The organism is Ferrovibrio sp. (assembly GCF_029255545.1).
Taxonomy (GTDB): Bacteria; Pseudomonadota; Alphaproteobacteria; order Ferrovibrionales; family Ferrovibrionaceae; genus Ferrovibrio.
In genome coordinates this window covers 2,073-25,163 of record NZ_JANLJJ010000083.1, presented here as the reverse complement: position 1 = coordinate 25,163, position 23,091 = coordinate 2,073, and the positions used below count along the sequence as shown (strand labels likewise).

The 23,091-nt window shown below is 65.7% G+C and carries 20 protein-coding genes and 1 pseudogene; 11 read left to right on the top strand and 10 right to left on the bottom strand.

Annotated elements, in window-relative coordinates; genetic code table 11:
- Positions 1–20: 20 nt before the first annotated feature.
- Together gtdA and Q1J79_RS16710 are read right to left on the bottom strand one after the other, a co-directional pair.
- On the bottom strand, positions 21–1,091 hold the full coding sequence (gene gtdA, locus Q1J79_RS16715; RefSeq protein ID WP_300302611.1) for a gentisate 1,2-dioxygenase: 1,071 nt from the start codon (positions 1,089–1,091) through the stop codon (positions 21–23).
- A gap of 452 nt (positions 1,092–1,543) precedes the next feature.
- Positions 1,544–2,221, bottom strand: coding sequence for a response regulator transcription factor (locus Q1J79_RS16710; RefSeq protein ID WP_300302609.1), 678 nt, complete (start codon positions 2,219–2,221; stop codon positions 1,544–1,546).
- A gap of 323 nt (positions 2,222–2,544) precedes the next feature.
- On the opposite strand from Q1J79_RS16710, the gene Q1J79_RS16705 reads away from it, so the two are divergent.
- The gene (locus Q1J79_RS16705) at positions 2,545–5,178 is read left to right on the top strand and encodes a methyl-accepting chemotaxis protein (RefSeq protein WP_300302607.1); all 2,634 of its coding nucleotides are present in this window, start codon (positions 2,545–2,547) and stop codon (positions 5,176–5,178) included.
- Here Q1J79_RS16705 and Q1J79_RS16700 read toward each other — a convergent pair.
- A complete protein-coding gene (locus Q1J79_RS16700; protein ID WP_300302605.1) occupies positions 5,175–5,774 on the bottom strand; it encodes a PAS domain-containing protein in 600 nt (199 codons plus the stop codon). The genes Q1J79_RS16705 and Q1J79_RS16700 overlap by 4 nt on opposite strands.
- On the bottom strand, positions 5,774–6,355 hold the full coding sequence (locus Q1J79_RS16695) for a PAS domain-containing protein (protein ID WP_300302603.1): 582 nt from the start codon (positions 6,353–6,355) through the stop codon (positions 5,774–5,776). The genes Q1J79_RS16700 and Q1J79_RS16695 overlap by 1 nt, the downstream gene beginning before the upstream one ends.
- Positions 6,356–6,554: 199 nt before the next feature.
- On the opposite strand from Q1J79_RS16695, the gene Q1J79_RS16690 reads away from it, so the two are divergent.
- A complete protein-coding gene (locus Q1J79_RS16690) occupies positions 6,555–8,990 on the top strand; it encodes a heavy metal translocating P-type ATPase (protein ID WP_300302601.1) in 2,436 nt (811 codons plus the stop codon).
- Complete coding sequence (gene cueR, locus Q1J79_RS16685; protein ID WP_300302599.1) at positions 8,987–9,400, top strand: Cu(I)-responsive transcriptional regulator; 414 nt, start codon at positions 8,987–8,989, stop codon at positions 9,398–9,400. Before Q1J79_RS16690 ends, cueR begins: the two co-directional genes overlap by 4 nt.
- 51 nt (positions 9,401–9,451) lie before the next feature.
- Here the strand turns inward: cueR and Q1J79_RS16680 are convergent, their stop codons facing one another.
- Positions 9,452–10,102, bottom strand: a complete 651-nt coding sequence (locus Q1J79_RS16680) for an outer membrane beta-barrel protein (RefSeq protein ID WP_300302597.1) — start codon at positions 10,100–10,102, stop codon at positions 9,452–9,454.
- A 294-nt stretch (positions 10,103–10,396) separates the two neighbouring features.
- Here Q1J79_RS16680 and Q1J79_RS16675 point away from each other — a divergent pair, with 294 nt between their 5' ends.
- Positions 10,397–10,717 (top strand): hypothetical protein, encoded by a 321-nt coding sequence (locus Q1J79_RS16675; protein WP_300302595.1) that lies wholly within the window; start codon positions 10,397–10,399, stop codon positions 10,715–10,717.
- On the opposite strand, the gene Q1J79_RS16670 is transcribed toward Q1J79_RS16675, so the two are convergent.
- Together Q1J79_RS16670 and Q1J79_RS16665 are read right to left on the bottom strand one after the other, a co-directional pair.
- Positions 10,707–11,807 carry a hypothetical protein gene (locus Q1J79_RS16670; protein ID WP_300302593.1) on the bottom strand — a complete coding sequence of 367 codons (1,101 nt, stop codon included), beginning with the start codon at positions 11,805–11,807 and terminating at the stop codon, positions 10,707–10,709. The genes Q1J79_RS16675 and Q1J79_RS16670 overlap by 11 nt on opposite strands.
- A gap of 118 nt (positions 11,808–11,925) precedes the next feature.
- Positions 11,926–12,408, bottom strand: a pseudogene (locus tag Q1J79_RS16665) (TIGR00645 family protein); the annotation flags it as partial.
- 273 nt (positions 12,409–12,681) lie between these two features.
- Between Q1J79_RS16665 and Q1J79_RS16660 the strand changes: the two are divergent.
- From Q1J79_RS16660 to Q1J79_RS16650, 3 genes are all read left to right on the top strand, one after another.
- Positions 12,682–13,923, top strand: coding sequence for a glycoside hydrolase family 2 TIM barrel-domain containing protein (locus tag Q1J79_RS16660; protein ID WP_300302589.1), 1,242 nt, complete (start codon positions 12,682–12,684; stop codon positions 13,921–13,923).
- A gap of 80 nt (positions 13,924–14,003) precedes the next feature.
- Positions 14,004–14,975 (top strand): Gfo/Idh/MocA family oxidoreductase, encoded by a 972-nt coding sequence (locus Q1J79_RS16655; RefSeq protein WP_300302587.1) that lies wholly within the window; start codon positions 14,004–14,006, stop codon positions 14,973–14,975.
- A 198-nt stretch (positions 14,976–15,173) separates the two neighbouring features.
- Positions 15,174–15,353, top strand: a complete 180-nt coding sequence (locus Q1J79_RS16650) for a DUF1328 domain-containing protein (protein WP_300302585.1) — start codon at positions 15,174–15,176, stop codon at positions 15,351–15,353.
- 131 nt (positions 15,354–15,484) lie between these two features.
- Here the strand turns inward: Q1J79_RS16650 and Q1J79_RS16645 are convergent, their stop codons facing one another.
- From Q1J79_RS16645 to Q1J79_RS16635, 3 genes are read right to left on the bottom strand one after another with little or no spacing between them, the layout of a single operon-like run.
- On the bottom strand, positions 15,485–16,327 hold the full coding sequence (locus Q1J79_RS16645; RefSeq protein ID WP_300302583.1) for an IclR family transcriptional regulator: 843 nt from the start codon (positions 16,325–16,327) through the stop codon (positions 15,485–15,487).
- 44 nt (positions 16,328–16,371) lie between these two features.
- Positions 16,372–18,075 (bottom strand): FAD-dependent oxidoreductase, encoded by a 1,704-nt coding sequence (locus Q1J79_RS16640; RefSeq protein WP_300302581.1) that lies wholly within the window; start codon positions 18,073–18,075, stop codon positions 16,372–16,374.
- An 11-nt stretch (positions 18,076–18,086) separates the two neighbouring features.
- Entirely contained in the window at positions 18,087–18,863 is a 777-nt protein-coding gene (locus Q1J79_RS16635; protein WP_300302579.1) for an SDR family oxidoreductase, read from the bottom strand.
- 185 nt (positions 18,864–19,048) lie between these two features.
- Here Q1J79_RS16635 and Q1J79_RS16630 point away from each other — a divergent pair, with 185 nt between their 5' ends.
- The 4 genes from Q1J79_RS16630 to Q1J79_RS16615 form a co-directional block, all read left to right on the top strand.
- A complete protein-coding gene (locus Q1J79_RS16630) occupies positions 19,049–20,113 on the top strand; it encodes a TRAP transporter substrate-binding protein (protein ID WP_300302577.1) in 1,065 nt (354 codons plus the stop codon).
- Between the two features lie 79 nt (positions 20,114–20,192).
- Positions 20,193–20,768, top strand: coding sequence for a TRAP transporter small permease subunit (locus Q1J79_RS16625; protein ID WP_300302575.1), 576 nt, complete (start codon positions 20,193–20,195; stop codon positions 20,766–20,768).
- Positions 20,769–20,779: 11 nt separating this feature from the next.
- Complete coding sequence (locus tag Q1J79_RS16620; RefSeq protein WP_300302573.1) at positions 20,780–22,129, top strand: TRAP transporter large permease subunit; 1,350 nt, start codon at positions 20,780–20,782, stop codon at positions 22,127–22,129.
- Positions 22,130–22,141: 12 nt separating this feature from the next.
- Positions 22,142–23,091: MBL fold metallo-hydrolase (locus tag Q1J79_RS16615; RefSeq protein WP_300302571.1), on the top strand; the 950-nt coding region annotated here is incomplete at its 3' end.

Here is a 23,091-nt window from a genome sequence, read left to right as displayed (position 1 = left end):
AAATCCTTCAGCGAAATCCTTTAGCGGTTGCCGCGGCTTTCGCGCCACAGGCCCAAAGCCTTCTGCACCGGCCGGTCGGAATAGCTGAACAGCACGGCGTCAGAGTCGGGCGCGTGATGGCGATGCGGCACCCAGCTCGGGATCACGAAGGTATCGCGTTTGCCCCAGTCGAAACGCTGCTGACTTTCACCTTCACCCACCAATGTATAACCCCCGCCTTCCACCACGCTGAACACCGTGGCATCCGAGCTGCGATAGCTGGCGCCGCTGAAACCCTTCGGCAGCAGCTGCATGAAGGTGCCGATGGTGGGCATGGCGCTCTGGCCGGTGGCCGGATTGATGTATTGCAGTTTCAGCCCGTGGCAGGCATCCCATTCCGCGGCGCGGCGCATGGTTTCCAGCGCTTCGCGCGTACGGCTGTAGGGATAGTTGAAAACCGGTGAGGTTGGCGTCTTCACTTCGAAATCGACGGGCAGCAGGCCCGAGCCGTAGCGCGCCAGGGCATCGCCGGCGGGGCGCGAGAGCGGCTGGCTGTCTTCGGGCAGGCGTTCCATGAACGAGCAGTCCAGCGCCTGGATCAGCGGAATGTCCAGGCCGTCCATCCACACCATCGGTTTGTCGCTGTCATTGCCGTGGTCGTGCCAGGTCCAGCTCGGCGTGATGACGAAGTCGCCCTCATGCATGATGGTCTTCTCGCCATCCACCGCCGTATAAGCTCCGTCGCCCTCGACGATGAAACGCAGCGCCGACTGGGTGTGGCGATGCGCCGGCGCCACTTCGCCGGGCAGAATCAGCTGCAGCCCGGCATAGAGCGAGGTGGTGATGCGCGACTGGCCGGGCATGCCGGGATTTTCCAGGATCAGCACGCGGCGTTCGGCTTCCTTCGCCGTGATCAGCCGGCCGGCCTCCATGACGTCGTCGCGGATATCGGCATAATGCCAGATCGCGGGCATGCAGGCGCTTTTCGGCTGCGGGATCACCAGGGCATGCAGCACCTCCCACAGCGGCGTCATCTTGCGCGTGCCGATTTTGTCGTAATAGGCCCGGCGTTCCTGCATCACGGCCGGGTCAATCTGCGGGTGCTGGCTCATGGCGTCATCCTCGTCTCCCGGCTTGTCGATATCCGCCGCAGGATTGCCGCCTACAATATCAGACTACGGACGAAACCCAATCCCGCAGGAATTTCTTTGGCGGGGATTTAATCCGGCCGGCAAAAAGCAAACGCCCGCCAAAAAGCAAATGCCCGCCAAAAAAGAAAACGCCCGGTCGGGGGGCGAACCGGGCGTTTTGCGCAATGCTTACTCTGCGCCAGAAAGGCACCGAAAGGGGGGGATCTCCCGGTGCCGGCAACAGCAAGGCGCCGTCGCCATGGTCGCGATATGGGTTGGTGACGGCCGCTTGCCAAGTACCCCCGGCCATATTCTGTCGGGCACATTTCCGTGAAAGCCGCGTGGTCGCCACAAAGGGCTGAATGCAAAGCCAGATTCAGCGTGTTGCAGGTTTTGCAGGGCTGCTCTGAAGGCTGCTCCGGCCTGCCGCGTGATCAGCCGGCCGCGTAATCCGGGTCAATCAGGCGATAGCCCAGACGCGGTTCGGTCAGCAGGAAACGCGGCTCGTCGGGGTCTTTCTCAATCTTGCAGCGCACCTTGCGCGCCAGCACGCGAAGGGCCTGGCGCATCTCGGCGGAATCATTGCCCCATAGCGTGACGGTGAGCTGCTTGGTAGCGACCGGCTGGCCGGTCTTCTGCGCCAGCATCTTCACGAAGCGCGCCTCCATCGGCGACAGCCGCACCGGCCGGTCGTCGCGGCGCGTGTCGCCGGTCAGCGGATCGATCTGGAACGGGCCAATGCTGACCGGGCCGTTCGGCGCGGCCGGCTCGCCACGGCGGCGCAGGGCGGCACGCACGCGGGCCAGCAATTCGCCGGCATCAAAGGGTTTGGTGACGTAATCATCGGCGCCCAGGTCAAGCGCGCGGATCTTGGCTTCGACCTCTTCCTGGCCAGACAGCACCACGACCGGGGTGGTGGCGCTCCTGCGCAGTTCTTCCAGCACTTCGAAACCGCTGATATCGGGCAGGCCAAGATCCAGCATCAGCAGGTCGGCGGCATCGGCCTTGGCCAGACCATCGCGGCCGGTCGGCGCCTCCTCGACCAGATAGGCAGCAGCCTCCAGCGCCACCCGCAAAGCGGCACGTACGGGCACCGAATCCTCGACCAGCAAGATACGCTGCCGTTCAGGCTTGTTATCCGACGCCAGGATGGCCTCCCCGCAACATGGCCGGCCATTGTAACAACCAGCCGTTCTTCTCAAAAAAAGAGCTTAACGAAAAAAACCAGGTTTGCCACCGGTTTGGTTGATTTGGTACGGCCACGGCGCAGGGACCAAAAGTAGCATTACAAATAAGTAATTGAGAAATAATGGGTAACGTTACTGGTTTATAACTTAACCGTGTATGTGACAGGTACGCAAATACCGTCAGGCGCGTGAGCTGCCCTGGCAATCCCGGAAGGCCCTCCGCACCTCCCTGCAATGAGGTGACAAACATGCCCATCCCATCCAATTCCGCCCTCCGGCTCACCACCATTCGATCCAAAATCGTTCTGGCGCTGCTTGCCTTCGCCATCCTGCCTTTGATGCTGGTCGCCGTCGCCCTGTGGATTGAAGCGGATGAAATCCGGTACGAGGAAGGCACGCGGGTCGCCACCGCCGCCATCACCATCAACGAAGTCGTCGACCGCAACCTGTTCGAACGCTACGGCGATGTGCAGGCCTTCGGCTACAACGCGGCGGCCATAGATCCCGATCATTGGGCCAGGCCAGGCGAAGACAACCATCTGGTTCGGGCGATGGATCGCTACATGGCCAATTACGGCATCTACAAGCTGATGCTTCTGGTCAGCCCCGAGGGCAAGCTGCTGGCGGTGAATTCCAGGGATGCCGCCGGCAAGCCGCTTGCCACCACCGTGCTGTACCAGAAGAATTATGCCCAGGCCTCCTGGTTGCGCGCCGCGCTCGACGGCAGGTTCCTCAAGGGCAGAAACGGCTTTAGCGGCAGCGTGGTGGAGCAGCCGGCCCGTCATCCCGATCTGGCGCAGCTTTATAATGGCGATGATTACGCCATGATCTTCGCCGCGCCGGTTGTCGACGAAACGGGCAAGACCATCGGCGTCTGGGCGAATTTCACCGATTTCGGCCTGGTCGAGCAGATTGTGCAGCAGACCGCGGACTCGCTTGCCAAAGGCGGCCTGACGAATGCCGAGATCACCCTGCTCGATGGGCAGGGCAAGGTGATTGTCGATTACGATTCCGACAAGCTGGCCGGCAAAGCCTATACGCGCGACTGGAATGTGATTGGCAAGCTCAACCTGGCGGAAGCCGGCGTCGAAGCGGCCAGGCTCGCGGTGGCCGGCAAATCGGGCGGCATTGAATCGCTGCATGCCCGCAAGAAGATCATGCAGGTGGCCGGCTATCACCACAGCACGGGGGCTTATGATTATCCCGGCCTTGGCTGGTCGGCGCTGGTGCGGGTGCCGACCGACGTGGCCTATGCGACGATCAACAAGGTCGCGCTGATCCTGGCTGCCCTGTTCCTGGCTGCCCTGGCGGGCTCAGTCGTGATTGGCCTGCTGTTCGGCTCGGCGCTGGCCCGGCCAATCCAGCGGGTCACCACCGCGCTCACCGATCTGACCGCCGGCAAGGTCGACATCAATACCACCGGCATCGACCGCGGCGATGAACTGGGCGCCGCCCTGCGCGCGGCCCTCGAAATCCGCGACCGCATCGTCACCGGACTGCAAACCAAGCAGACGCTGGACTCGATCACGGCAGCCGTGACGCTGGCCGACAACGATGGCCGGATCGTGTTCGTCAACCGCGCCGCCGAACGGGTCTTCGAGACGGCGACGCCCGCTCTGCGGTCGCTGCTGCCGAACTTCGATCACAAGTCGCTGCTGGGGCAGAATATCGACATCTTCCATCAGAATCCGCAGCATCAGCGCCAGCTGCTGACCGCGCTCGCCGGCGAAAAGACCTTCCATGTCAGCGTCGGCGGCCGGCGCATCGATATCACGGCGATTCCGGTGCTCGACACCACCGGCAAACGCATTGGCACGGCCGTGGAATGGCGAGACCTCACCGAGGAACTGGCGGTGCAGGGCGAAGTGGCCGCCCTGGTCAAGGCGGCTGGCGAAGGCGATTTCAGCCGTCGCGTTGGCCTCGAAGGCAAGGCCGGGTTCATCAGGGACGTGGCGACGGGTGTCAATGGCCTGGTCGATACCATGGCCGGCGCGGTCGACCAGCTTGACGGCGTGCTGGGTGAGCTGGCGCAGGGCGGCCTGACCCGCCGCATGACCGGCAGCTATCAGGGCCAGTTGCAGCGCCTGCAGCAGAACTGCAACGCCACCATCGACAAGCTGAAGGAGATCACCGGCAAGATCGGCGACACGGCTGGCGTGGTGCGGATCGCCTCGGACGAAATCTCCGATGGTGCCCGCGATCTGGCCCAGCGGACCGAAAGCCAGGCTGCCACCCTGGAGCAGACGGCCGCCGCCATGCATGAAGTCACCGAAACAGTCCAACGCAACGCCGAGAATGCCCAGGCCGCCGCGCAGCGTGCTGCTGCGGCGCGGGGCGCGGCGGAAAAGGGTGGCGCAGTCGTCGGGAATGCCGTTGCCGCCGTCACCCAGATCGAGCAGAGCGCACAGAAGATTTCCGACATCATCGGCCTGATCGACGAGATCGCCTTCCAGACCAACCTGCTGGCGCTGAATGCCTCGGTGGAGGCGGCGCGGGCCGGCGAGGCCGGCAAGGGCTTCGCCGTGGTGGCGCAGGAAGTACGCGCCCTGGCGCAACGTTCGGCCAATGCCTCGAAAGACATCAAGGCGCTGATTCAGGACTCCAACGCCCAGGTCAAGACCGGCGTGCAGCTGGTCAATCAGACCGGCCAGTCATTGCAGGATATCCTGACGGCGGTGAAGCAGGTCAACGACATCGTCGCCGAGATTTCTACCGCCAGCAGCGAGCAGTCGCGCGCCATGCAGGAGATCAACACTGCCGTCGCCAATATGGATGAAATGACCCAGCGCAACGGTGCCCTGGTGGAAGAGACATCGGCGGCAACGCAGAATCTCGCCATACAGGCAAATGCGCTGGTCAGCCTGGTCGGGTTCTTCCGCTAACTGCCCAGCTGCGGCAGGCCCGCGCCGATATCGATGAGATGCAGCCGGGTGGCGCTGGGGTCGAAGGCGGAACCCGCTTCGCCCCAGCCCAGGCGGCGCAGATTGCTGACCACCGCCAGCCATTGGATCGGCGCGTCGGGCTCATCCGCCAGGATCGGCGCGCCGCAGATCTGGATCTGCCGCTGCTCTCCGTTGGGTTCGGTGATGCGATAGGTATTCATCGCCGCGCAGGGCTGGTTCACGATCCGCCACATCAGCATGGCGCGGCGCGGCTGACGGTCCGGTGCCACCATGGCAAGATAATCATGGCCCTGCAGTCGCCGGCCGAGATGCTGTTCGATCTCGGTGCCGGCCAGCCGGAATACCATGCGGTCCGGCCCGGATATCTCCAGCAGCAGAATGCGCGGCATCAGCCTCGCGATCGACGTGATATCCATGTCCGCGCGCCGTGGCAGCAGCCTGGTCCCGCGCCAGCGGTTCCAGCAGGCGAGAAAGACGCGGCTGTCATCGCTCAGCCGGTTATCGGCCTGGCCGGGCAGCTGGGCCATGGCCGGCGGTTCCGACAACAGGGACTTGAGATCGGGAACGCTGTACATCACTGGATACTGTGTCCAAACATCGCCATATCGGCGCCCACCGGCGGAATGCCGGCGCCGATATCGATGAAACGCAGGCCCTCGCCTTCAGTGTAAGACGCCGCCTGCATCACATCGCCGCCCTTGCCCGGCACCAGCGGCGTGGCGCAGGCCAGCACCAGCGAGGGCTGGTCGGTGTCATCGTTGCAGAGCGGCGCCGAGACCAGTTCGACCGGCAGAGTGCGGCCGCGTGCGCTTTGCAGCCAGTAATAGATCACGGCGGCACAGGGCTGGGCGATCTCGGCGAACAGCAGGGCGGCGCGCCGGCTGCGATTTTCCGGCTCGGTCAGGTCGAGATAATTGCGCCCGGCCAGGTCGGTTCCCAGCAGCTCAACCACCATGTTGCCGGCAAAGCAGATCGGGATGGAGTCGCGGCCGCGAATGTCCAGCAGCAGGCAATAGCCGCGCAGGTCGCCCAGGCCATTGGCATCCATGGCGCTGCGCCGGGGCAGCAGCCGGTCGCCACGCCAGCGATGCCACTGGGCGAAAAAGCTGCGGCTCGGCGCGGTGAGCGGCGCGGGCAGGCTGGCGAGGAAATCCATGGGCGCAGAATAAGCAAATCCGGCCGCCTCATGGCCAGAGGCATGATGGTCGCAGGTGAAAAAATCGCAATTCGCCGAAATGCCGGATTTCCGACAAATCCTGTTTCGGCGCAGGCTAGGCTCTACTTCCGCTTGACCTTCCCATCATGGGAAGCCTTATTTGGAGGGGCAGTTGTCCACTGCCGAGAGGATTTTCGTCATGTCTGCTGCTGTTGTCGCCCTCGACCTGCCGGTCGCGGGCATGAGCTGCGCCTCCTGCGCCGGCCGGGTCGAAAAGGCGCTGACCGCCGTGCCCGGCGTGCACTCCGCCAGCGTCAACTTGGCCAGCGAAACCGCCCATGTGGAATTCGCTTCGCCGGCCGCGACCGTGCTGGCGCCGCTGGTCAGCGCGGTGGAAAAAGCCGGCTACCAGGTGCCGCAGGATCGCCTGGCCCTGAAGATTTCCGGCATGAGCTGCGCCTCCTGCGTCGGCCGGGTTGAAAAGGCGCTGGCCGCCGTGGCTGGCGTGCGGGCCGCCAGCGTCAACCTGGCCAGCGAAACCGCCGAGGTGACCGCGCCGCGCGGCGCGGTCGATCTGGCCACGCTGCTCGATGCCGTGAAGAAGGCGGGCTACGAGGCGCGCCCTTTTGATGATGCTGCCACGTCGACTTCCGCGCGCGAGGACGAGGCAGCCGAACGGATCGCGCGTGAACGCAACCTTGCCCTGCTGGCCGTGCTGCTGACCCTGCCGCTGGCCGGCGGCATGGTGTTCGAGCTGGGCGGCCGGCATGACCTGATGCTGCCGCCGCTGTGGCAGTTCATCATCGCAACCCCGGTGCAGTTCATCCTCGGCTGGCGTTTCTACAAGGCCGGCTGGGGCGCGTTGCGGGCGGGGACCGGCAACATGGATCTGCTGGTGGCGCTCGGCACCACGGCGGCCTGGGGCCTGAGCACCTGGCTGTGGTGGCGCGCCGCGCCGGATGAGATGCCGCATCTCTATTACGAAGGGGCGGCGGCGATCATCGCCTTCGTGCGGCTCGGCAAGTGGCTGGAGGCCCGCGCCAAGGGCCAGACCGTGTCGGCGTTGCGCGCGCTGATGAAACTCAAGCCCGCCACCGCGCGGCGGCGGCGCGCGGATGGCAGCGAGGAAGAGGTCGCCACCGCGCTGCTGCAGCCCGACGACAGATTGGTAGTGCGCGCCGGCGAGGCTTTCGCCGCCGACGGCCTGATCGTCGAGGGTCGCGGCAGCGTGGATGAATCGATGCTCACCGGCGAAAGCCTGCCGGTGGAAAAGACCATCGGCGATGCGGTGCATGCCGGCACGCTCAATCGCGATGGCCTGATCGTGGCGCGCGTGATGGCGGTGGGCGGCGAAACCACGCTGTCGCGTATCGTGCGGCTGGTGGAAACCGCCCAGGCCAGCAAGCCGCCGATCCAGAAACTGGTCGACCAGATCAGCGCCGTTTTCGTGCCGGTCGTGGTGCTGATCGCGCTGGTCACCTTCGCGCTTACCCTCACCCTGGGCGGCGGCGATGTCGAGATGGCGCTGGTGCATGCCATTGCCGTGCTGGTGATCGCCTGCCCCTGCGCGCTGGGCCTGGCCACGCCGGCCGCCTTGATGGTCGGCACCGGACTGGCGGCGCGGCATGGCATCCTGATCCGCGACGCCGAGGCGCTGGAAGTCGCGCGTGGCGTCACGCTTGTCGCCTTCGACAAGACCGGCACGCTCACCGAAGGCAGGCCGGTGGTCACCGACATCATTGTCGCGCCGGGCGGTGATCAGCAGGCGCTGCTGCTGCGGGCGGCCGCCTTGCAGGCGGGTTCGCAGCACCCGCTGGCCCAGGCAATCAGGGATAAGGTGGCCAGCTGCCCGCTGGGCACGATGGACGATTTCCGCGACCTGCCCGGCCGCGGCATTGCTGGCCGCATCGATGGCGTCGCCCTGCTGTTCGGCAATGCGCGGCTGATGCGGGATGAGGGCATCGACATGGCTGCCCTGGGGCCACAGGCGGCAGCCCTGGCAGAACAGGGTCGCACGGTGTCGTGGCTGGCCGATGCGGATCGCAGGCTGGCGCTTGGCCTGGTCGGCTTCGGCGACGAACCCAAGCCGCAGGCGGCGACCGCGATCGACCGGCTGAAGGCGATGGGCATCCGCACCGTGATGCTGTCGGGCGACAGCAGGGGTGCTGCGCAGGCCGTCGCGGCAAGGCTTGGCATTGACCGCGTCGAGGCCGAGGTGCTGCCGCAGGACAAGGCGGCCCTGATCACCATGCTGCGCAAGGAAAGCGGTGGCGCCATCGCCATGGTGGGCGACGGCATCAATGACGCGCCGGCTCTGGGCGCCGCCGATGTCGGCATCGCCATGGCTACCGGAACCGATGTCGCCATGCAGACCGCCGGCATCACCCTGATGCGCGGCGATCCGACCCTGGTGGCCGACGCCATCGATCTGGCGCGCGCCACCAACGCCAAGATCCGGCAGAACCTGTTCTGGGCCTTTGCCTATAACGTGATCGGCATTCCGCTGGCCGCATTCGGGCTGCTCAACCCGATGCTGGCCGGCGCCGCCATGGCGCTCAGTTCGGTGTCGGTGCTGAGCAACGCCCTGCTGCTGAAACGCTGGCGACCCACGACCAGGAAGGAGAGCATGGCATGAATATCGGCCAGGCCAGCGACGCCTCGGGCGTCAGCGCCAAGATGATCCGCTATTACGAAAGCGTTGGCCTGATGCCGGAAGCCGGCCGCAGCGCCAGCGGCTACCGCGTCTATGGCGAGGCCGATGTGCACATGCTGCGCTTCATTCGGCGTTCGCGCGATCTCGGCTTCGCGCTCGACGACATCCGCCTGCTGCTCGGCCTGTGGCGCGACCGGTCGCGGCCTTCGGCGGCGGTGAAGGACATCGCCATGAAGCATATCGACGATCTCACCGCCAAGATCGCCGAGCTGCAGGCGATGAAGCGCAGCCTGCAGCATCTGGCCGAGGCCTGCCATGGCGATGCGCGGCCCGATTGCCCGATCCTCGACGATCTCGGCGGCCCGGGCGCCACGGAAAAGGCCTGCCACTAGGCGCAAAAAACGGCGGGCTCGGCCCGCCGTTTTCCGTGCCTGCAATGGGGATCAGAACCAGCTGCGCAGGCCGATGCGCGCCACATGCATGGTGGTGTCGTCCAGGCCCTGCTCGCCATCGTTGATCCACTGGTAGCGATAGCTCGGCACCAGTTCGAGATTCTCCGATACCTGGTAGGACAGGCCGAGCTCACCGAAGGCGGTGAGATCGGTGCTGCTGCCGTCATTGCCGCCCAGCGTGGTGCCGCCGGCGGTCACCGTATTGCGGTCGAATCGCTGGTGCATCAGGCCGCCACCGCCGCCGAGATAGGGCGTGATCGGCGTGCCGGTGGCGAAATCGTAATAGGCCGCGCCGGTCAGCGAATACATGTCGGTGTCGTCGCCCACGCTGCTGTTGCCGCCATCGGCGCGGAAGCGGTCGTATTCGGCGTTGCCATAGCCCAGCTCGGCCTCCAGGCGCAGCTGGTTCGGGAAACGATAACCATACTGGCCATAGATCGCATAGCCGGTATCGCGCTGCAGCTCCGAACCGCCGGGGCCATCGGTATCCTGCGGCATCAGCGCGCCGCCGGCGATGCCGCCATAGCTGCCGGTGCGCAGAGTCATGTTGTTCTGCGGTGCATTCTCCTGCGCCATGGCGGACGCCAGCGCAGTGGCGGAAAGCAGGGCTGCCGCAAAAGCGGCGAAAACATAACGGGTCATGGTGATGCTCCTGTACAAATGGCGAGGCTTGTGCCGCCCTTGTCTGTGTCTGGCGGTCACCATCACTGAACGAAGCCTTGGTGGCGGAATCATGGCGGCGCTCCACACCGTTGCAGATCGATACAAACCGTGTCGATTGGGCAACAGCAGGGAACTGAAGCTTTCCTGCAGCGTTGCACCAGATTTTTTCATGCTGCGCGCGCTTGCCGCCATGGCGGCGGTTTCCTACCTGATGGACAGATTGTCCCGTTTTCCGCTGCGGCCGGGCTGCAGTGTTTTTTCTGCAGGTCCGCCATGTCACGCCACAATCCGAAGCCAGTCATCGAACCGGTCGAACCCGACTGGTCCACCGCCCTCGTGCTGGTCTGTTCGGAATGCGATGGCGGACGCGGCGTTGGCCTGGCCAGCGAATTGAAAGATGCCGTGAAGGCGGCGGGTCACAGGAAGGATGTGCGGGTGGCGCGCGTGCGCTGCCTGGGCATCTGCCCCAAACACGGCGTCGCGGTCGCCGTCACCGCGCCCGCCCGTCCGGCGCAGAGCTGCGTGGTTTCAGCAAAGGACAAGGCGGCGGTGCCGGCGCTCTGCGCGCTTGCCCTGCACGGCCCTAGCGACTGATTTTATACAGCCGCACGCCGTAAGGCCCGATGCGATCGCGCAGCAGCCCGCGCGCGGCATCCTGCATCGGCCGGACATCGCTATCCAGATGTTCGGCCTGGCGGAAACCGTGGCCGAAAGCGAGGCGGATATCGTGGCTTTCCGCCTGCAGGTTCACCACGATCAGCAGCCAGCCGTCTTCCCAGGGTTTCAGCAGGCTGCGCAGCACCGGCGCGCGGCCAGACGCGGCGGCATCGGCCCCAGTGGCTACGGCCTTGGTGGCTTCGGCGATGGCAAGGCGATAGCCGACATCGGCATCGGGCTGCAGCAGCGCGCCGCGCAGGCGGCTGATGCGGCGGTTGAGTTGGGCCACCGCGTCCCATAACCGCTTCGAGGCCGCCACTTCCGCGGCGCTGGCCCTGCGCGGCGCCGGACGATCGGCGCCGTTCATGGTGATGCCGTAATCCAGCCGTGGCGCGGCGCTGATGCCCAGGGCGCCGGCATTGCGCGCGGCGTAATTGTCCTCGCCCTGCCAGATCAGGCCGCTGGCGCCATGCACCAGCGCGGCAAAGGCCAGCGCGCGCGCCTGCCCCGGATCGATCAGGTTTTCGCCGCCACGCGCATAGGCCGGCAGCAGGGCCCAGACCGGCTGGCCGGCATGATCGCGCGCCGTGGCGGCGAAGCGGCCGGCCTGCATCGGGTCGCGCGGCATCTCGATCAATACCGCATTGCCCGCATCCAGCAGCGCGGCATCGGCGGTTTCGATCCTGGGCACCAGCAGCTGCACGCGCGAGCCGTTGGCGGCGCTCAGCAGGGCGGGCAAGGGCTGGCCGGGATCGGCCGACACGGCGTTGAAGTCAGCCGCGAAAGCGGCCTGGAAACCGCGGCTGGGGCCGGCGGCGTAATCGGCCAGCGCGCCGCTCAGGCCCAGCGGCAGCATGGAGCGCAGCGGATCATAGGCGGAAAGCACCACGCCCTGGCGGTCGGTATGAGGCACGGCCTGCGGGTGCGGGCGCTGCACCGCATCGGGCAGGTCGTGATAGCCAGCGAAAGGGTCGCCGGCACAGCCAGCCAGCAGCAGCAGCGCGGCGACGATCCCCGCGCGCAGCATGCCTTCAGCCGCGTGTATGGCGTGCCGGCGGCTTGCCGGCGCGGTCTTCCGTCACGTGGCCGTCGGCCACTTCGGTATCGGCCGGAATATGCGGGTCCTTGCCATGGCCCTCGGCGGATTCCGTCAGCCGGTCCATCAGGGCCAGCAGCACGCCCGACACCACGAAGGTCATGTGGATGCCGACCAGCCAGGCCAGCTCGGTCTGGCTCTTCTGGCCGATATTCATGAAGGCGCGCAGCAGCTGGATCGCCGAGATGGCGACGATGCTGGCCACCAGTTTCAGCTTCATGCCGGAATAGTCGATCTTGCCCATCCAGCCCGGCCGGTCCTTGTGGTCGCCGGTATCGATCTTGGAAACGAAATTCTCGTAGCCCGAGAAGATCACCAGCAGCAGCAGGTTGCCGGCCAGCGACAGGTCGATCAGCGCGAGGATGGAGAGCACCAGATCGCTTTCGCTCATGCTGAAGACGATCGGTACGGTGTGGAACAGCTCCTGCAGGAATTTGACCAGCAGCAGGATCAGGGCGACGGCGAGGCCAAGATAGAACGGCGCCATCACCCAGCGGCTGGCGAACAGGGTGTTTTCGAGCAGGCGTTCGATCTGGCGCATGGCGGTGATCCAGGGTTGTGCAATCCGCCGGCACGCTAGCCCAAGCGGCTGCCAGCCGCCAGAGCTGCCGCAGGAGGACGGGTCCTGGCCGGGCTGCGCATGTATATTATATATAGTGTCCCGAACCGGCCGGATGCCGCCTGTTTTCCCCGGTGGTGCGCTAATCGCAGACATCGGCGGCGCACGTGGGTTTCCCACCGCGGATTTGCCGGTTGCGACCTCAAAGCGCTTGCAAGCACCACGGCTTATCGGCATGAGTCTGCCATGCGCCAGATCCTGCTGCCTGTTTTCACTGCCTTCGCCATGCTGTTCGCCGCGGCGCAATCGGCCGATGCCGCCACGGTCACCGTGCAGGGCGAAAAGATCCTGGTCGATGGCAGGCCCTTTGCCGTGCTGGGCGCCGCCGGCCAGAGCCGGTTCGGCCTGCTGAAACAGCTTGGTGCCACCACCATCCGCACTTATGGCGACGAAACCGGTTTTGTGCTCGACGAGGCGCAGAAGGCCGGGCTGAAGGTGATTGCCGGTTTCTGGCTGGAGCATCCGCGTCGCGGCTTCAATTACCGCGACCTTGCCCAGGTCGGGCCGCAGCTGCAGCGACTCACCGAATTCGTCAACCGGCACAAGAACCACCCCGCCCTGCTGATGTGGGGCCTGGGCAACGAGGTGGAGGCCGAGCTGGCCGATGACAGCCAGGTCTGGCCCGGCATCGAGGAGGCCGCGCGGCTGGTGCGCCGGCTCGATCCGAACCATCCCACGCTCGCCGTGCTGGCCGAAGCGGGCAACGACAAGGTGGCGAAACTGCGCCGCCTCGCGCCCAGCATCCAGGTGCTTGGGGTGAATTCCTATGGCGACGCGCTGCCCTCGTTGCCCGAGCGGGTCCGTGCCCAGGGCTGGAAAGGTCCGCTGATCGTCACCGAGATGGGGCCGCTGGGCCAGTGGCAGGCGAAACGCACGCCGTGGAACGCCGCCATCGAGCCCAGCAGCGACGAGAAGGCGGCCCTGCTGTCGCGCTGGTTCTCCGCGCTGCAGCCGCATGTGCAGGGCGAGATTGTGTTCTACTGGGGCCAGAAGCAGGAAGTGACGCCCACCTGGCACAGCCTGCTGCTGCCCGGCGGCGAATACACCCGCACGGCCGAGGCGATGGCGCTGGCCTGGGGCGGTAACACGCCGCAGGGCAACCGTACGCCGCGCGTCTCGCTGTTCCGCTTCACCGGCAACGGCAGTGACTGGAACCGCGGCGATACCATCCGCGCCGAGATCGCGGTGGAAGATCCCGATGGCGACCAGATCGGCGTGGTGTGGACGGTGATGGCCGAAAGCACCGACCTGAGAACCTCGGGCGATGCCGAGGCCGCGCCGCCCAGCTTCCCGCAGGCCCTGCGCGAACCGGGTCCGAAAGGCGTCGCCATTGCCGGACTGCAGCCGGGCCACTATCGCCTGTTCGTCACCGTGCGCGACGGCCGGGGCGCCGCCGCCACCGCCAACCTGCCGTTCCGGGTGAAGTGAGGCGATGAGGCAGGGTTTTTGGCCCATCGCGCCGCGCCTATAATGCGCCACCTTCCCCAGACACATCGAAAGCTCTGATCATGTCTTCCATCCGTCTCGGTTTCATCGGCTATGGCATCATGGGTGAGCGCCTGCTGCGCGCCGCCCTCAACCATGATCCGGCAGTGTTGACCGTCGCCGGCCTGTGGGACCCCTCGGCAGCCGCGATGCAGCGCCTGGCCAATGACCTGCCGCAGGTGCCGCGGCTGGATTCCGCCGCAGCCGTGATCGCGGCCTGCGACTGCCTCTACATCGCCTCGCCGCCGGCCTCGCATCTGGGTTATGCGCGCGCCGCCTTCGCGGCCGGCAAAGCCGTGTTCTGCGAAAAGCCGCTTGCCGTCGATATTGCCGATGCCGAAGCCTTCGTGGCCGAGGCGGCGAAACAGAACGGGCGCGGCGGCATCAATTTCCCCTTCGCCTCGTCCTTCGCCGTCGACCAGCTGCGGCAATGGATGCAGCAGGGCGTGACCGGACCGGTCGAGCGCGTCACCATCGACATCGGCTTTGCCGCCTGGCCACGGCCCTGGCAGGTCGATGCCGCCGGCTGGCTTGATGCGCGTGCCCAGGGCGGCTTCGCCCGCGAGGTTGGCTCGCATTTCCTGTTCCTGGCGCGCCGCCTGTTCGGCCCGCTGCACTTGCAGACCCACAGCGTCTCGTATCCCGAGGACGGCAAATCCGAACGCGCCATCGCCGCCACGTTGCGCGCCGGCGACCTGCCGGTCAGGATGCGCGGGCGCGTCGGCAACACCGACAAGCCCGATCACAACACCTTCGAGATCACCGGGCCGCAGGGCCGCATCCGTCTGCGCGACTGGTCGATCGCCGAACGCTTGGTCGATGGCGTGTGGCAGGAGGCGCCTGATGCGCTGCCCAACGAGAAGATGCGGCCCCTGGTGCTGAAGCGCCAGCTCGACAAGGTGGCGGCGCTGGCCCGTGGCGCGGCGCACGACCTCGCCACCCTGGCTGAGGCGGCGGAGGTGCAGCGCGTGGTGGAAACCATCCTGCACGGCTGACGCCCATCTCGCCCGGTAACGGTTTGATCGCCGCGGAATCGCCACAATCCGCCACGATTGCCGCCGCATTTCCCTGACAGTTTCACGCCTGCCAGCCGGAGCCCCACCCGGAATCCCACCCGGAATCCTGGTCGGAACCAGGGCCGGCCTGGGCCGTTTTGGTCGCAGCATCGCGAGAACGGCAAAGGAGTGAATGCCATGCTGTATTGGGCGCTGATTTTCTTTGTGCTGGCGCTGGTCGCCGGCCTGTTCGGTTTCGGCGGCATCGCGGCGGCCTCGGCCAGCATCGCGCAGATTCTGTTTTTCATTTTTCTGGCCGTCTTCGTCATCAGCCTGGTGGCGCATCTGGTCACCGGCCGCCGACCGCCGATGGTCTAGGCGGTCATGGCCTAGGCGGCATGCCGCGCGCGGTTTGCAGACCGCGTCTTTCCGTTTTCCTCTGGGTCCTTCCCCCCAACTCGGCGGATGCTTCGGCATCCGCCAAATTTTTATTTCAGCCAAGAATTATGTCAGTCCGTATAGCCCAGCTGCGCCGACAGCCGCCGCGTGAAGGCCAGCAGCGCCGAAGCATGCGGGCCACCGGTCGCGACGTCGATCTTGCGCGTCGGGCCGATCACGGTGATGGCCAGCTGCAGGTGGCCGCTGTGGTTGAAGACCGGCGCGCTCAGCGCGCTGATGCCCGGCACCGGCAGGTCGGTGGTGGCGGCGATGCCGTCGCGGCGCACCTTGTCGATCTCGCGTTGCAAAGCCGCGCCGGCCAGCGCGCCCACGTCGCTCCAGCCCTTCTGCGCGGCCTGCAGTTCGGCCTCGATCACCGGCTCGACCAGCTTTGGCGGCAGCCACGCGGCGAAGATCTTGCCAGTCGCCGTGCCGGTCACGGTGAACATGCCGCCGGGCCGCACATTGGCGTGGATGTAGTTCGAGGATTCCTGCACCAGCACGATGGTCGGGCCATGGGTGCCCCAGACCGTGATCGCCACCATCAGGTTCAGCCGCTCGGCCAGGTCGGCCACCTGTTCGGCGGCCAGGCGATAGGGATCGCTGCCGCGCAGCCGCGCCAGGCCAAGCTGCAGCGCGAAAGGTCCCAGGCGATAGCGGCCCGAGGCGGCATCCTGCTCAACGAGTTCCAGCTTGCGCAGGCTGGTCATGTAGGCATGGGCCTGGCCGGGCGTGAGCTCGGCCTGTTGCGCCAGGTCGCGCAGCATCATCGGCTGGCCATGCTGCGCCAGGATGCCCAGCAGCCGGCCGCCGATCTCCACCGACTGCACGCCGCGGCCCTTCAGCGGCGCCACGTCGCTGTCTTCTCCGCCATAAAGCGGAATGGCCGAAGCCGGATCGCCTGTGTCCCCCATGCCTATTGCATAGCCGCCGGCGCGCGTCGTGTCACGCGTGCCGCTTACTTGACCTGGGCGCCGGCCGCATGGCGCGCGGCGATATAGCCAAAGGTCATGGCCGGGCCCAGCGTGATGCCGCCGCCAGGGTAATTGCCGCCCATGATGCTGGCCATGTCGTTGCCGGCCGCATACAGCCCGGGCACCGGCTGGCCGTTTTCGCCCAGCACGCGGGCCTGCGCGTCGGTCTTCAGGCCGGCAAAACTGCCCAGGTCGCCGATCACCACCTGCACGGCGTAAAACGGCCCGGTCTGCACCGGCGCCAGGCAGGGATTGGGCTTCACGGTCGGATCGCCCAGGTAACGGTTATAGGCGGTGCTGCCCTTGTGGAAGGCCGGGTCCTCGCCGCGCCGGGCGTGTGTGTTGTAGTCGGCCACGGTCTGGCTGAAGGCCGGCGCGTCGATGCCGCAGGCTTGCGCCAGTTCAGCAAGAGTGCGGCCGCGCTTGAGATAGCCGTTTTTCAGCTGATGCGCGATCGGCACCGGGAAGGGCTTCACATGGCCCAGGCCATAGCGGCGCAGCGTCGGATGGTCGCAGACCAGCCAGGCGCAGATCTCGCCATTCATACCTTTGGTCGCCTTTACCAGCGCCTGGCAGAAATCGTGATAGCTGTTGCCCTCGTTGACAAAACGCGTGCCGGCGCGGGTCACGGCGATCACGCCGGGTTTGGCGCGGTCGATGAAATGCGGGAAGGTGCCGAAGCTGCCGTCATTCCAGGGCACGCGGCTGATCGGCACCCAGGCGGCGGCATTGGGCAGCTCGTCGGCGGTGCTGGCGCCGAGTGGCCGCGCCAGCTTGATGCCGTCGCCGGTGTTGCTGCTCGGCGTCGGCGACCAGTGTTCCTGGCCGGTGGGCGCATGGGGATAAAGCTGCTTGCGGCGCTCGATGTCATGCGGGAAGCCGCCGGTGGCCAGCACCACGCCCTTGCGCGCGGTCACGCGCACCGGGCCGTCCTTGGTGCCGATTACCGCGCCGGTCACGGCTTCGCCGTCACGCAGCAAGTCCTGCGCCGGCGCTTCCAACCAGAGCGGAATGCCGAGGTCAAAAGCCGATTTCGCCAGCCGCCCGGCCAGGGCGTTGCCGTTGGTGAGCCGCATGGCGCGGCCATGCAGGGCCACGTCGCGCACATATTTCGCCAGCAGCTTCGCCACATAGGCGGCCGATACCACGCTGCGCGTCACGTTGAAGAAATGCAGCAGTTCTTTGCCCGAGCCGATCATCATGCCGACGACGGTGATTTCCTTCAGCGGCGGCCGCAGGGTCTTGATCTGCTCGCCCAGCTCGTTGCCGTCAAACGGCTCGGCACAGATCGAGCGGCCGCCGGCCAGGGCGCCCGGCGCATTGGGGTGGTAGTCGGAAAACTGCGGCCCCAGCACGAATTTCACGGCTGTTTTGCTTTCAAAGAAATCGACCATGCGTGGGCCGTTTTCCAGGAAGGCATCGACGCGTTCGGCATCGAAATGGTTGCCCGCTTCATGCTGCAGGTAGGTGCGTGCGTTGGCGCTGCTGTCGCTGATGCCTTCGCGCGCGGCCAGCGGGTTGGCCGGAATCCACAGCCAGCCGCCCGATCGCGCCGTGGTGCCGCCATAGACGGCTTCTTTCTCCACCACCAGCACGTCCAGGCCATGCAGTTTCGCCGTCACCGCGGCGGCCATGCCGCCAGCGCCCGAGCCCACCACCAGCAGGTCGCAATCATGGGTCTTCATCATCGTCACTCCACTCAAACCGTGAGATAACCGCCATCGACCGGCAGCATCGCGCCGGTGACGTAGCTCGACATGCCCGACGCCAGGAACAGCACCGGGCCGACCAGCTCTTCGGGTTTGCCGGTGCGGCCCATCGGCGTATGCGCCATGAAGCGCCCGATGGCAGCGGGATCGCCGCGCGTGGCTTCCGTCATCGGCGTGTCGATCACGCCCGGCGCGATGCCGTTCACGCGGATGCCTTCCGGCGCCAGCTCGGCGGCCAGCGCGCGGGTGAATTGCAGCACCGCGCCCTTGCTGGCGGTGTAGGTGGTGGCGCGCGCGCCGGTGGCGAAGGAATTGATTGAGCCGAGATTGACGATGCGGCCCCCACCATTTGCTGTCTTGGTTTTGCGCAGCTGCGGCAGCAGGGCGCGCGTCATGTTCTTCATGCCGGTGACGTTGACGCCCAGCGTATCGAGCCAGTGGCGGTCGTAATCGGGATCGTCGATGGCAACGCGGCGGATGATGCCGGCATTGTTCACCAGCACGCTGCAGGGCGTGCCGAGCGCGGCTTCGGCCGCATTGGCGAAGGCGGCGCAGGCGCCTGCGTCGCTCACGTCCAGCCCGGCGCCATAAGCTTTGCCGCCGATTGCTGCGATCTCGGCCGCCACGGCTAACGCGCCGGCGGCATTGATGTCGGCGGCGGCGATGGCGGCGCCGGCTTTGGCCAGGCCGAGCGCGATGGCCCGGCCGTTGCCCTGGGCGGCGCCAGTGACCACGGCAACTTCGCCGGCCAATAGACCCTGTTGCATCTGATTTCCTCCCGCAATTCGTGTATTGCGAACTTATTCGTTATTTCATATAGTCCGGCCGACGCGATTGCAAGCGGTCCGTGAATAACGGCCGCGGCGGTGGCGCTCATTGGAGGAAACGCCCCGTCCGGACTGAACAGGACGGGTCATTCGGTCGGTTCGCAAAACCCCGAGGGAGGGATTTCATGCGTCAGCTTATTCTCAAGGCGGCCACCGTCGCCGCGCTGGGCCTCGGCCTTGCCGCGCCGCAGGCGGCGTTGGCCCAGGCCCAGAGTCAGACCAAGAATTTTGATCTGCAGAGCGTGTTCGGCCTGCAGGTGCCCTCGATCGGCCCGAGCCCGGTGAAATGGGCCGAGCGCGTCGCGCTGATGACCAACAACGAGGTCAAGATCAAGGTGCATGGCGCCGGCGAATTCGTGCCGCCCTTCGAGGTGTTCGGCGCCGTGTCCAACGGCTCGATCCCGATGGGCTTCGACTGGGTCGGCTACTGGGCCGGCAAGATTCCGGTCGCCAACCTGGTTGGCTCGATGCCGTTCGGCCCGAATCCCGAGCTGTTCCTCGGCTGGATGTTCCAGGGCGGTGGTCTGGAGATCATCCAGAAGGCCTATGATCCGCATAACGTGAAGATCATCCCCTGCCATCTCGTCGTGCCCGAGGCCGGCGGCTGGTTCAACAAGGAGATCAAGACGGTCGCCGACCTGAAAGGCCTCAACATGCGCATCGCCGGCCTGGGCGCCAAGGCGATGGCCAAGCTGGGCGCCAATGTGCAGCTGGTGCCGGCCGGCGAAATCTTCGTCTCGCTGGAACGTGGCCGCATCGAGGCGGCGGAATTCTCCGCGCCGCAGCTTGATCTTGGTCTCGGCCTGCAGAAGATCGCCAAGCATTACTACTTCCCGGGCTGGCACCAGCCGGCCAGCTGGGACACCATCATCATCAACATGAATGTGTGGAAGTCGCTGCCCGAGAAGCACCAGAAGGCGATGGTGGAAGCCTGCTACGCCAACATCACCTACAACACCTTCGACCAGATCAATGCCCAGGTCGACGCGATCGAGAAGATCGAGGCGGCCGGCGTGAAGGTGCAGCGCTTCCCCGACGCGGTGCTGGCCGCCCTGCACAAGGCCTCGACCGAGGTGATGGAGGAAGAGGCGCAGAAGGACGCGCTGTTCGCCGAGGCCTACAAGTCGCTGAGCGCCTATGTGAAGCGCGTCGGCCGCTGGAACGACCTGCAGGCCATTCCGCGCAACTGAGTGTGATACGGTAAAAAGAAGAGTCCGCGCCGCCGGATGGCCTGTTGCCGCCGGCGGCGCGATCCTTCAGGGGGGATCGGTGATCGCGCTGCTGAAACGGATCGAGGAAGCCTGCGCCTGGTTCGGCCGGGCCATTGGCTGGGCCACGCCCATCCTGGTGATCAGCGTCTGCCTCAGCGTGCTGATGGCGCAGCTGCGCTTCAACACGCTGTTCGACTGGGGCTTCGCCGTGCCGCTGTTCGGCAGCAAGATCACCATGAACGGCCTGACCGACCTGCAATGGCATCTGTTCGCCGTCATGGTCATGCTGGGCGGTGTCTATGCCCTGCATACCGACAGCCATGTCAGCGTCGATTTCATCGCCAGCACTTTCACCGAGCGCACGCGGCGCCTCGTCGTCATCCTCTGTGACATCCTCTTCCTGCTGCCCTTTGCCGCCGTGATGACCTGGTTTGCCTGGAAATTCATGCTCTCGGCCTATACCTCGAACGAAGGCTCCTCCTATGGCGGCCTCAACGATACCTGGATCATCAAGGCGGTGATGCCGCTGGGCTTTGGCCTGCTCGGCCTGCTGGGTCTGGCCCGCACCCTGCGGCTGATCATCCAGCTTGTGCTCACGCGCGGCGCCGTCGCGCATAAAGACATCGGGGCGTAAGGATTATCGCCATGGAGTATTTCTGGCCCCTGCTGATGTGCGTCGCCCTGCTGCTGGGCATCTTCACCGGCTATCCGGTGGCGATCGTGCTGGCCGGTATCGGCGTGATCTTCACCTTCGCCGCCGACGTGCCGATCCTGTTCCTCTCCACCGGCGTGTCGCGCACCTTCTCAGGAATTTTGAGCAACTGGCTGCTGATTGCGGTACCGCTGTTTGTCTTCATGGGCCTGATGCTGGAAAAATCCGGCATCGCCGAGCGCCTGCTGCGCTCGCTGGCCGGCCTGCTCGGGCCGCTGCCCGGCGGCTATGCCTTCGCGGTGGCGATCATCGGCATCGTCATGGCGGCCAGCACCGGCATCATCGGGGCGTCCGTCGTGCTGATGGGCGTGCTGGCCCTGCCGGTGATGCTGGAAAGCCGCTACGACCCCAAGCTCGCCACCGGGATTATCGCCTCCACCGGCACGCTGGGCATTCTCATCCCGCCCAGCATCATGCTGGTGGTGCTGGGCGACACGATGCGGATTTCGGTCGGCGACCTGTTCGCCGGCGCCATGATCCCCGGCCTGATGCTGGGCGGCCTCTATATCGTCTATCTGGTGTTCCTGGCGATCTTCAAGCCGGAAACCATGCCGCCGCTGCCCGCCCGCGACCGCCTGCCCTTTGCCCAGGCCGTCGCCCGGCTGGCCCGCGACCTGCTGGCGCCGATGATCCTGATCCTGGTGGTGCTGGGCTCGATCATCGCCGGCATCGCCACGCCCACCGAGGCCGCGGCGCTCGGCGCTTTAGGCGCCTTCCTGCTTGCGGTGCTGTCGCGCCAGCTCAGCTGGAAGCAGTTCCTCGCCGTGCTGAACGAAACCACGCGCACCACGGCGATGATCATGTTCGTGATGATCGGCGCCACCATCTTCAGCGTGATCTTCCGCAAACTGGGCGGCGATACCATGATCGCCGATGCGCTGGGCGTGGACGAGGCCGGTACCAATCCCTACTGGGTGATGTTCATCATCATGGCCTTTGTCTTCGTGCTGGGCATGTTCCTCGACTGGGTCGAGATCACCTTCATCGTCATGCCGATCATCGCGCCGATCATGGCCGGGCTGGATTTCGGCGGGCTGGGCAAGGAGCAGATCCTGCTGTGGTTTGCCATCCTGTTCGCGGTGAACCTGCAGACCTCGTTCCTCACGCCGCCCTTCGGTTATGCCCTGTTCTACATCCGTGGCGTCGCCCCGGCCGAAATCGGCACCAAGATCATCTACAAGGGGATCATCCCTTTCGTGATCATCCAGTTGATCGCGTTGCTGTTGTGCATCATGTTTCCGCAGCTGGCCCTGTGGCTGCCGGAAACCCTGCTCGGGAAATAAGGAGTTTTTGTCATGTCGAACGCCCCCGCCAAAACCCCCGGAAAAGCTTTCGCCTCCACCGGCGACATGGAAGACAAGAAAGTCTCCTTCACCCAACTGGGCGAGGGCCTGTATGCCTTCACCGCCGAGGGCGACCCCAATACCGGCGTGATCATCGGCGACGATGGCGTGATGGTGATCGACACCCAGGCCACGCCGAACATGGCCGGCCAGGTGATCGAGCATATCCGCCGCGTCACCGATAAGCCGATCAAGTATGTGCTGCTGTCGCATTACCATGCCGTGCGTGTGCTCGGCGCATCGGCCTATAACCCGCAGCAGGTTTTTGCCTCCGAGGCCACCCGCAGCCTGATCGTGGAGCGCGGCAAGGAAGACTGGGATTCCGAATACGGCCGCTTCCCGCGCCTGTTCCGCTCGGCCGAAAGCATTCCAGGCCTGACCTGGCCGACCATGACCTTCCCGACCAAGTTCACGCTCTACATGGGCAAACGACGCGTCGAGATCATGCATCTGGGCCGTGGCCACACGGCGGGCGACACGGTGGCCTGGGTGCCCGATGCCGGCGTGATGTTCTCGGGCGACCTGGTGGAATACCACTCGGCCTGCTATTGCGGCGACGCCCATTTCAGCGACTGGCCGAAGACGCTCGACAAGATCGCCGAATTCAGCCCCAAGGCCATCGTGCCCGGCCGCGGCGATGCCCTGCGCAACCCGAAGGAAGTCAGCGACGGCCTGTCGCTCACCCGCGACTTCCTCACCACGCTTTATGGCTCGGTGTCGGAATCGGCCGCCAAGGGCCTGCCGCTGAAGGAAGCCTTTGATCGCTGCAACGACGCCATGCGGCCGCGTTTCGGCAATTTTGCCATCTTCGAGCATTGCCAGCCCTTCAACGTGGCGCGCGCCTATGACGAGGCGCTGGGCCTGGACCATCCGCGCATCTGGACGGCGGAACGCGACCAGGC